The 10,029-nt window shown below is 48.8% G+C and carries 8 protein-coding genes and 1 pseudogene; 7 read left to right on the top strand and 2 right to left on the bottom strand.

The window, feature by feature from the left end:
• From L976_RS11910 to gabT, 7 genes are all read left to right on the top strand, one after another.
• The coding region (locus tag L976_RS11910; RefSeq protein WP_047540425.1) for a polyamine ABC transporter substrate-binding protein at nt 1–876 on the top strand (876 nt) is incomplete at its 5' end.
• A gap of 160 nt (nt 877–1,036) precedes the next feature.
• On the top strand, nt 1,037–2,173 hold the full coding sequence (potA, locus tag L976_RS11905) for a polyamine ABC transporter ATP-binding protein (RefSeq protein ID WP_037428537.1): 1,137 nt from the start codon (nt 1,037–1,039) through the stop codon (nt 2,171–2,173).
• Complete coding sequence (locus L976_RS11900; protein WP_037415417.1) at nt 2,170–3,075, top strand: ABC transporter permease subunit; 906 nt, start codon at nt 2,170–2,172, stop codon at nt 3,073–3,075. The genes potA and L976_RS11900 overlap by 4 nt, the downstream gene beginning before the upstream one ends.
• Nucleotides 3,072–3,887: an ABC transporter permease subunit gene (locus L976_RS11895; protein ID WP_047536978.1), complete on the top strand. Its 816-nt coding sequence runs from the start codon at nt 3,072–3,074 to the stop codon at nt 3,885–3,887. Before L976_RS11900 ends, L976_RS11895 begins: the two co-directional genes overlap by 4 nt.
• 316 nt (nt 3,888–4,203) lie before the next feature.
• A complete protein-coding gene (locus L976_RS11890; RefSeq protein ID WP_037415423.1) occupies nt 4,204–5,490 on the top strand; it encodes an NAD(P)/FAD-dependent oxidoreductase in 1,287 nt (428 codons plus the stop codon).
• Between the two features lie 53 nt (nt 5,491–5,543).
• Entirely contained in the window at nt 5,544–6,992 is a 1,449-nt protein-coding gene (gabD, locus tag L976_RS11885) for an NADP-dependent succinate-semialdehyde dehydrogenase (protein ID WP_047536975.1), read from the top strand.
• A gap of 63 nt (nt 6,993–7,055) precedes the next feature.
• Complete coding sequence (gabT, locus tag L976_RS11880; protein ID WP_047536973.1) at nt 7,056–8,333, top strand: 4-aminobutyrate--2-oxoglutarate transaminase; 1,278 nt, start codon at nt 7,056–7,058, stop codon at nt 8,331–8,333.
• A gap of 45 nt (nt 8,334–8,378) precedes the next feature.
• On the opposite strand, the gene L976_RS11875 is transcribed toward gabT, so the two are convergent.
• Entirely contained in the window at nt 8,379–9,434 is a 1,056-nt protein-coding gene (locus L976_RS11875; RefSeq protein ID WP_231570495.1) for an LLM class flavin-dependent oxidoreductase, read from the bottom strand.
• Nucleotides 9,435–9,804: 370 nt separating this feature from the next.
• Nucleotides 9,805–10,029 (bottom strand): annotated as a pseudogene (locus L976_RS11870) (MFS transporter); the annotation flags it as partial.

Here is a 10,029-nt window from a genome sequence, read left to right as displayed (position 1 = left end):
TATGACATCGTTGTCCCATCCAACCATTTCCTCGCTAAACAGATTAAGGCCGGTGCATTCAAGCCACTAGACCGCTCTAAACTCACCAATTTTAAAAACCTCAATGCTGACCTGATGAAGCTGTTAGAGAAGGCTGATCCAGGTAACCAATATGCAGTCCCTTATCTGTGGGGAACGAATGGTATTGGTTACAACATCAATAAAGTGAAAGCGGCTGTGGGTGAAGATGCACCATTAAATTCTATGGAGCTGATCTTTAACCCAAAATATGCTGAAAAAATCTCTAAATGTGGCTTTGCCATGTTAGATTCGGCCGATGATATGGTGCCACAGGCGATGATTTATCTTGGGCTCGATCCTAACAGTACTAAGGCCGAAGATTACGAAAAAGCCGGTGAGTTACTCGAAAAGATTCGTCCCTATGTGACGTATTTCCATTCATCACGTTATATCTCTGATCTCGCCAATGGTGATATTTGCGTGGCTTATGGTTTCTCTGGTGATGTGTTCCAAGCTGCTGCCCGCGCCGATGAAGCGGGTAATGGCAATAAGATTGGTTACTCTATTCCTAAAGAAGGCGCCAACCTGTGGTTTGATATGTTAGCCATCCCAGCAGACGCCACTAACGTGGAAAATGCTCACAAGCTTATCAACTACTTACTTCGCCCTGAGGTGATTGCACCTATCTCTAACTATGTGGCTTACGCAAATCCTAACGATCCTGCACAGCCCTTAGTCGATGAAGCGATTCGCAATGACCCAGCGATTTATCCACCAAAAGAAGTATTAGATAAATTGTATATTGGCGAAATTCGTCCATTGAAAATCCAACGTGTATTAACTCGCGTCTGGACCAAAGTGAAATCTGGCCAATAATCGACATGGGGCAAGCACAGCTTGCCCCTTTTGATAAACAAGACAATGGCTGCTCCTTTGGACATTAAGTCTTCAAGATTAAATCTCTATTCATTAATTCATTGTGTAAATCTCAAGTGTTGAATGTGTTATCACATCAATACTCGGGTGGAGAAGTACTATGGCAAGCACCTCGGGCGTCACCAATAAACCCACTACAAAGACGCAAGAAAAAGTCCTGCTTAAGATTGAGCGGGTCAGTAAGCTGTTTGATGATGTGCGTGCAGTTGACGACGTATCATTGACGATCAATAAAGGCGAAATTTTTGCCTTACTTGGAGGCTCAGGCTCGGGTAAGTCTACCTTGTTGCGTATGCTCGCGGGGTTCGAAAGACCGACCTCTGGGCGGATTTTTCTCGATGGTGAAGATATTACCGATCTACCGCCTTATGAACGTCCGATCAATATGATGTTTCAATCCTATGCGCTATTTCCCCATATGACAGTGGCACAAAATATCGCCTTTGGTTTAAAGCAAGACAAGTTACCGAAAGCTGAAATTGAGCAACGCGTACAGGAAATGCTCAAGTTGGTACATATGGAGCAATACGGGAAGCGTAAACCGCATCAGCTTTCTGGTGGTCAGCGCCAACGGGTCGCCCTTGCTCGATCTTTGGCAAAACGTCCGAAATTATTATTGCTTGACGAGCCAATGGGTGCACTAGATAAAAAACTACGTACTCAGATGCAGTTAGAAGTGGTTGAAATCCTCGAACGTGTTGGTGTGACCTGTGTGATGGTGACCCATGATCAGGAAGAGGCCATGACCATGGCGGGCCGGATCTCGATTATGAGTGATGGTTGGATAGCTCAAACCGGCTCTCCTATGGATATCTACGAGAGTCCAAATAGTCGCATGATTGCCGAATTTATCGGTTCAGTGAACCTCTTTGGCGGTGAGATTGAAGTGGATGAAGTTGACCATCTCATCATAAAACCCAATGATTTAGTACAGCCTTTCTATGTGGGTTACGGGGTAACCACCAGTGTTGAAGAAAAACACGTATGGCTCGCTGTCCGCCCTGAGAAAACCATTATCAGCCGTGAACAACCTGAAGGTGAATACAACTGGGCTAAGGGCATAGTGCATGATATTGCCTATTTAGGTGGGATCTCGGTGTACTACATTCGCCTTGAAAATGGTCAGATTGTGCAATGCAGTATGACAAACCGTGAACGCCGCGCCGACCATGCAACCTGGGATGATGAAGTGTTTATCAGTTGGGAGGACACCAGTGGCGTGGTGTTAAGATCATGAAGATAAAGTCCAAACTTAAATGGCTTAAAGGACGCTTCTGGACGATAAGTCTACCTTATACTTGGCTATTGCTGTTCTTCGCCTTGCCCTTTGCCATTGTCCTTAAAATTAGTTTCTCTACGGCGGCGATTTCAATTCCGCCCTATGAGGCGACTTTTCAATATGCAGATGATGTACTAAATATCTTCCTGCATTTGGGTAACTATTTGATGTTGCTAGATGATTCGCTGTATTACACCGCGTATCTCAGCTCATTAAAAATGGCACTCATTTCAACCATTGGTTGTTTGATCATTGGTTATCCTATGGCCTACGCCATTGCCCGTGCGCCAGCAAGGTTGCAAACCGTGCTGTTGTTATTGGTGATGCTACCTTCTTGGACCTCGTTCTTAATCCGCGTTTATGCCTGGATGGGGATCTTAAGTAACACGGGGATTATCAATAACACATTGATGTGGTTAGGAGTCATTTCTGAGCCATTGCAAATCTTGAACACCAATATCGCCGTCTATATCGGGATTATCTATGCCTATTTGCCCTTTATGATCTTGCCTCTGTATGCGACCTTAGTGAAGTTAGATATGAGTTTAATTGAGGCTGCTTCGGATTTAGGATCAAGCCGGATTAACACTTTCTGGAAAATTACTTTTCCTTTATCCAAAAGTGGGGTGATTGCTGGATCGATGTTGGTATTTATTCCGGCAGTAGGCGAGTTTGTGATCCCTGAACTGCTCGGCGGTCCAGATTCGTTAATGATAGGTAAAGTGTTGTGGCAGGAATTCTTCAATAACCGTGATTGGCCTATGGCCTCATCACTGGCGATTGTGATGCTGGCACTACTGATTATTCCTATTACCTTATTCCATCGCTATCAAGCACGTAGTTTGGAGAAAGACCTATGAAAAAGCTGAGTTTTTCTTCTGTAATGCTGTGGTTTGGGTTGTTCTTTTTATACGCGCCAATGCTGATTCTAGTGATCTATTCTTTTAACGAATCCAAGCTTGTGACAGTGTGGGGCGGTTTTTCACCTAAGTGGTACGGCGAGCTATTTGCCGATCAGCAGATCCTCGATGCCGTGTGGACCAGCCTAAGAATTGCGTTTTACAGCTCCACTATGGCGGTGATTATCGGCACTATGGCTGCCTTTGTGATGACGCGGTTTAAGCGTTCATGGGCCAAGCTCACCTTGTCGAATATGATCACAGCGCCTTTGGTTATGCCCGAGGTCATCACGGGTTTGTCATTACTGCTGCTATTTGTGCATTTGGCAGATCTTTTGGGGTGGCCGAAAGAGCGCGGCATGGTGACAGTATGGATTGCCCATTCGACCTTCTGTGCGGCCTATGTGGCTGTGGTGGTGTCTTCAAGATTGCGTGAGTTAGACATGTCAATCGAAGAGGCGGCAATGGATCTTGGCGCAACGCCGCTTAAGACCTTCTTCCTGATCACTGTGCCTATGATTTCGCCGGCATTAGTGGCGGGGTGGTTGTTATCCTTTAGTCTGTCACTCGATGACTTAGTGATTGCAAGCTTTGCCTCAGGCCCCGGTGCGACGACCTTACCTATGGTGGTGTTCTCCTCTGTGCGCTTGGGCGTATCGCCTAAGATCAACGCCTTGGCAACACTTATCATTCTGTGCGTGTCGTTAATCGCTTTCCTGTCGTGGTATATGGCAAGTCGCGCCGAAAAACGTGAACGGATGCCGCTTAACTAACGTGTACTAACATGCACAAATAAGCGGGGATTCCAGTGCTGAGATTCAAGAGCAGAGTGAGCAAGCACTGAGTCGAAATCTCGCGTGAAAAAGGATGGCCTTGATACCAAAGGCCATCCTTCTCTCTTCCCGCCAAGTCTTCTTATCTGTACCTCTACACTCAATTTTCAAATCCGTTTAAGGCATGAAGGATACTTTGTTTGAAATATCAAACATTGTGTAAATTATTGTGCTTTTATGGCTAGTGTTTCCCGATTTGAAGGTGTAGGATGTGATAGTTGTTTAAAATAATGAACATAAAAATCAAGGGAACATCATGTCAGCCATACCTCACACTGGATCATATTATGCGGCATCGGCCAACGATAAGGTTGAGCGCGCGCGTTTACAGGAATCGATTGAAGCCGATGTTTGTGTGATTGGTGCGGGGTATACAGGCCTGTCTGCCGCACTGCATTTACTCGAATCGGGTTTTAGTGTGGTGGTGCTCGAAGCGGCGCGAATTGGTTGGGGAGCCTCGGGGCGTAATGGCGGACAAATCGTTAACAGCTATAGCCGTGACATTGATACCATTGAAAAAACTGTCGGCAAAGAACAAGCCAAGCTCTTTGGTCAAATGGCCTTCGAGGGCGGACGCATCATCCGTGAACGTATCGCTAAGTACAACATTGACTGCGATCTCAAAGATGGCGGTGTATTCGCGGCAATGAACGAAAAGCAAATGGGCCATTTACGCCATCAAAAGCAGTTATGGGAAAGCCATGGTCATGTTGGCAAGCTTGAGATGCTCGATGCAAACGGCATTCGAACTGTGGTAAATACTGAGCGCTATGTCGGCGGTATGTTGGACAAGAGCGGCGGCCATATTCACCCGCTGAATTTAGCCTTGGGTGAAGCCCGTGCAGTAGAATCCCTTGGCGGCAAGATTTTTGAAGACTCAGCGGTGCTGCGGGTCGATGAAGGCGATAGTCCTGTCGTACACACCGCTAAGGGTAGTGTAAAAGCCAAGTTTGTGGTGGTGGCAGGTAACGCTTACCTCGGTAAACTTATGCCAGAATTACAAGCCAAGTCTATGCCTTGCGGTACCCAAGTGATCACCACAGAGCCTTTGGATGAAGAGCTGGCTGCAAGTCTGTTGCCCCAAGACTACTGCGTCGAAGATTGTAACTATCTGCTTGATTATTTTAGGCTGTCTGGTGACAAGCGCCTGATCTACGGCGGTGGGGTTGTTTATGGTGCCCGCGATCCTGCGGATATTGAATCCCTGATTATCCCGAATATGCTCAAAACCTTCCCACAGTTAAAAGGGGTTAAGGTTGATTATGCTTGGACGGGTAACTTTTTATTGACCTTATCGCGTCTACCACAGGTCGGTCGTATTGGTAAAAATATCTATTACTCACAGGGTTGTAGCGGCCATGGCGTTACTTATACCCACTTGGCAGGCAAGTTAATTGCCGAAATGCTCAATGGTCAAGCCACGCGTTTCGATGCTTTTGCGGCGCTGCCCCATTATCCCTTCCCCGGCGGACACGCCTTACGTGTGCCTTTTAGTGCGTTGGGGGCATGGTATTACAGTCTAAGAGACAAATTAGGTATTTAATTTGAATTTTTTATACGAGGTAAGGCATTACCTCGCAGCGAGAGGAATTTCCAGTGTTGTTAAAAGACCCGAGTCTGCTGCGTCAGCAATGTTATATCAATGGTCAGTGGTGCGATGCGCAGTCAAAAGAAACTGTCGCTATCGCTAATCCCGCGACGGGCGCGGTGATCGCAAGCGTCCCTGTGATGGGGCAAGCCGAAACGCAAGCGGCGATTGCGGCAGCCGAAGCGGCATTGCCAGCATGGAGAGCACTTACCGCAAAAGAGCGTGGTGCCAAGCTGCGTCGCTGGTTTGAATTACTAAATGAAAACAGTGATGACTTAGCGCTAATGATGACCACTGAGCAGGGCAAACCCCTTGCCGAAGCTAAGGGGGAAGTCACCTACGCCGCCTCCTTTATCGAATGGTTCGCCGAAGAAGCGAAACGCGTCTATGGCGATACGATTCCTGGGCATCAGGGCGATAAACGCATCATGGTGATCAAGCAGCCCGTGGGCGTGACCGCGGCTATTACCCCTTGGAACTTTCCTGCGGCGATGATTACCCGTAAAGCCGCGCCAGCACTGGCTGCCGGTTGTACTATGGTGGTGAAACCTGCGCCGCAAACGCCTTTTACCGCATTAGCCTTAGCCGTGCTTGCCGAGCGCGCCGGGATCCCCGCTGGGGTATTCAGTGTGATCACCGGTGATGCTATCGGCATTGGTAATGAGATGTGCAGTAACCCAATCGTGCGTAAGTTGTCTTTCACCGGCTCGACCCAAGTGGGTATTAAGTTAATGGAGCAATGCGCGCCGACTCTGAAGAAATTATCTTTAGAATTAGGCGGTAATGCCCCATTTATCGTATTCAACGATGCCAATATCGATGCGGCGGTCGAAGGCGCCATGATCGCTAAGTATCGCAATGCGGGGCAGACCTGTGTTTGTGCAAACCGCATCTATGTCCAAGCGGGTGTGTATGACGAATTTGCCCGCAAGCTCAGCATTGCTGTGGGCAAATTAAAGGTCGGTGAGGGCATTACTGAAGGCGTCACTACAGGACCGCTTATCAATCGCGCGGCGGTCGAAAAAGTCCAGAGCCATCTTGAGGATGCGCTCAGCAAAGGGGCGACGGTGGTTGCGGGCGGCAAGCCCCATAGCTTAGGTGGCAACTTCTTCGAGCCCACGGTACTGACGCATGTCGATAGCAGTATGCGCGTGGCCCGTGAAGAAACCTTTGGCCCACTGGCGCCGCTGTTTAAGTTTACCGATGTGGTCGATGTGATTAAGCAAGCCAATGATACCGAGTTTGGGTTAGCGGCTTATTTTTATGGCCGTGATATCTCCTTAGTGTGGAAAGTGGCCGAGGCATTGGAATACGGCATGGTAGGCGTCAACACCGGGTTGATCTCCACCGAAGTCGCGCCGTTTGGCGGAATGAAATCCTCAGGGCTCGGCCGAGAAGGCTCTAAGTTCGGTATCGAAGAATATTTAGAAATCAAATATATCTGTATGTCTGTTTAAGTGACTGACGCTTGACAGGCAATGCGACTTCAGCAAGTTGGGAATGCAAGTAAGGAACACAAAATGAGCACAACTAATGATTCATTAATGGCACGTCGCCAAGCCGCTGTAGCTGGTGGAGTGGGTCAAATTCACCCAATTTTTACTGCCCGCGCTGAAAACGCGAGTGTGTGGGATGTTGAAGGTCGAGAGTTTATCGACTTTGCCGGTGGTATTGCTGTGCTCAACACTGGGCATTTACATCCTAAGGTTAAGGCGGCTGTTGCGGCGCAGCTTGAGGACTTCTCCCACACCTGTTTTATGGTGCTGGGTTATGAAAGCTATATTCAAGTCTGTGAAAAACTGAATCAGTTAGTGCCGGGGGATTTTGCCAAGAAGACGGCCTTATTCACCAGCGGCTCAGAAGCGGTTGAAAATGCAGTTAAAGTTGCTCGAGCATACACTAAGCGGGCGGGCGTGATTGCCTTTACCTCGGGTTACCATGGTCGCACTATGGCGGCACTGGCGTTAACGGGAAAGGTTGCGCCTTATAGTAAAGGTATGGGGTTAATGTCGGCCAATGTGTTCCGCGCTGAGTTTCCCTGTGCGCTACACGGCGTGTCCGATGATGATGCGATGGCGTCTATCGAACGCATCTTTAAAAATGATGCGGAGCCAAGTGATATTGCCGCAATTATTCTCGAACCTGTGCAGGGCGAAGGCGGGTTTTATGCCGCTTCGCCAGCCTTTATGCAACGTTTACGTGCACTTTGTGACCGCGAAGGCATTGTGCTTATCGCCGATGAAGTGCAAACGGGGGCGGGTCGCACGGGGACCTTCTTCGCGATGGAGCAAATGGGCGTGAGCGCCGATATCACAACCTTTGCTAAATCTATTGCTGGTGGTTTCCCTCTTTCAGGTATTACGGGTAAAGCTGAAGTCATGGATGCTATTGGTCCCGGTGGCCTTGGCGGCACCTACGGCGGTAACCCGCTGGCCTGTGCAGCGGCGCTTGCCGTACTTGAGGTGTTTGAAGAGGAAAAGCTGCTTGAGCGTGCCAATGCGATTGGCGAGCGGATTAAGTCGGCGTTAAATACCATGCAAGTCGAACATCCACAAATTGCCGATGTGCGTGGTCTAGGGGCGATGATCGCCATTGAATTAATGGAAGATGGCAAACCTGCACCTCAGTACTGTGCTCAAATCTTAGCCGAAGCAAGAAACCGAGGATTGATTCTCCTCTCCTGCGGCACCTACGGAAACGTGCTGCGTATTTTGGTGCCATTGACAGTGCCAGACGAGCAGCTTGGAGCGGGGCTGGGCATTCTTAAGGCCTGCTTCGATGCCGTGTTAAAAGGTTAACAGAGATAAAAAATCCCGCTTAGGCGGGATTTTTTATGGCGTGGTTTAACGCTTAATTTCCATCAGGATTTGCAGTGCACGCTCACGTTTGTCCTGATCATACAAATCGTTGGTAAAGATAAACTCATCGACACCTAGTTCTTTCACTATCATCTCTAAGCGGTGCTTGATGGTGGTGGGGCCACCGGTGACGGATAAGCCTAAGAAGTTATCGACATAGGTTTTTTCCTGCTCGCTCCACAAGCCATCCATGCTCTCCACTGGCGGTTTTAACCAAAGCGCCTCACCACGGATTAGCGCAAGCACTCGTTGCTTGGAGGTGGTACTCAAGTATTCGGCTTCGGCGTCTGTCTCGGTGGCGATAAGCGGCAGGCCAAGCATGACATAGGGCTTATCCAACACCTTAGATGGCTTAAAGTCGCGGCGGTAAATCTCAATCGCATCGTAGAGGAACCTTGGCGCAAAATGCCCTGCAAAGACATAGGGTAAGCCGCGCTGTGCTGCAAGCTGGGCGCTAAACAGGCTAGAGCCAAGTAGCCATATCGGCACATGGGTGCCTTCGCCGGGAATCGCTCTGACGGGATGATGGCCATTGTAGTCGCCGAGTAAGGTTTGTAACTCGCTCACCTCGGCGGGAAATTGCTCCGCGCGGCTCATATCGCGGTTAAGGGCGCGACTAGTGATTTGATCGCTCCCTGGGGCGCGGCCAAGCCCTAAATCGATACGCCCAGGATAAAGACTCTCGAGCGTACCAAACTGCTCGGCAACCACTAGGGGCGCATGGTTGGGCAGCATAATCCCACCCGCGCCGACGCGAATGCGTTTAGTATTCTCGGCAATATAGCCAATTAATACCGATGTCGCGGCGCTGGCGATACCGGGCATATTGTGGTGCTCGGCAAACCAGAAACGATTAAAGCCTAAGTCATCGGCCACCTTAGCGTATTGCAGGCTGGCGCGTAGCGTGTCTCCGATACTGGCGCCATAGCGAACAGGGGCAAGCTCTAACAGTGAAAAGGGAATATCCGCCAGGGGAGATTTAGCCGCGGGCACAGCCTGCGATGGGGCGGCAGATGAGGTTGATGTGGATGATATAGCCATAAATTAAGCGCCTCTTTGCGTGAGTCAGCTCTGTGGCAGCGGCTTTATTTGGCCTCCAACGGATGAATATGGTGGGTGCTAAAGCGATAGCTCTGTCAGTGCTGATTGAGTCTTACCCTAGGATATGGTGACGTATCAACGATAAACAAGCTTAAAGCTTTAGCTTAACACTGAGTTAAAATTGGAACCGAACATCTTAGTTTTGCAAACAGGGGTGAAAGCCTTATCCCAAGCCGATGCATGAAAAAATCAGCACAGAAAGTTCAGATTGTTTGGTGATGAGCAGTAACCTAAAGGTATAAAAAAACTGCCGCAAGCGGGGCTTGTCGGCAGTTTTTATCGCTCACATATCACTTATGTGAATGAAGGATTATTGCTCGGCTTTCACATCACGTAGTGAGGCCGCCGCGTTATCTTCAATGCTGTTATGGGCGTGATGACTTTCTGTCAAACGGCGCATTAGCGGTAATACGGCTAAGGCGATAAAAGTACAGACCACGGCCGCAATACCTAATTTATTGAATAGATTGGTATAGACGGGCAGAGTTTGCAGTGGATCGACTAAGTCCTGTGGCACGCTGGCAAAGTTAGCCAC

This window comes from Shewanella sp. ZOR0012, assembly GCF_000798835.1.
Taxonomy (GTDB): Bacteria; Pseudomonadota; Gammaproteobacteria; order Enterobacterales; family Shewanellaceae; genus Shewanella; species Shewanella xiamenensis.
This window is presented reverse-complemented; position numbering and strand designations above follow the sequence as displayed.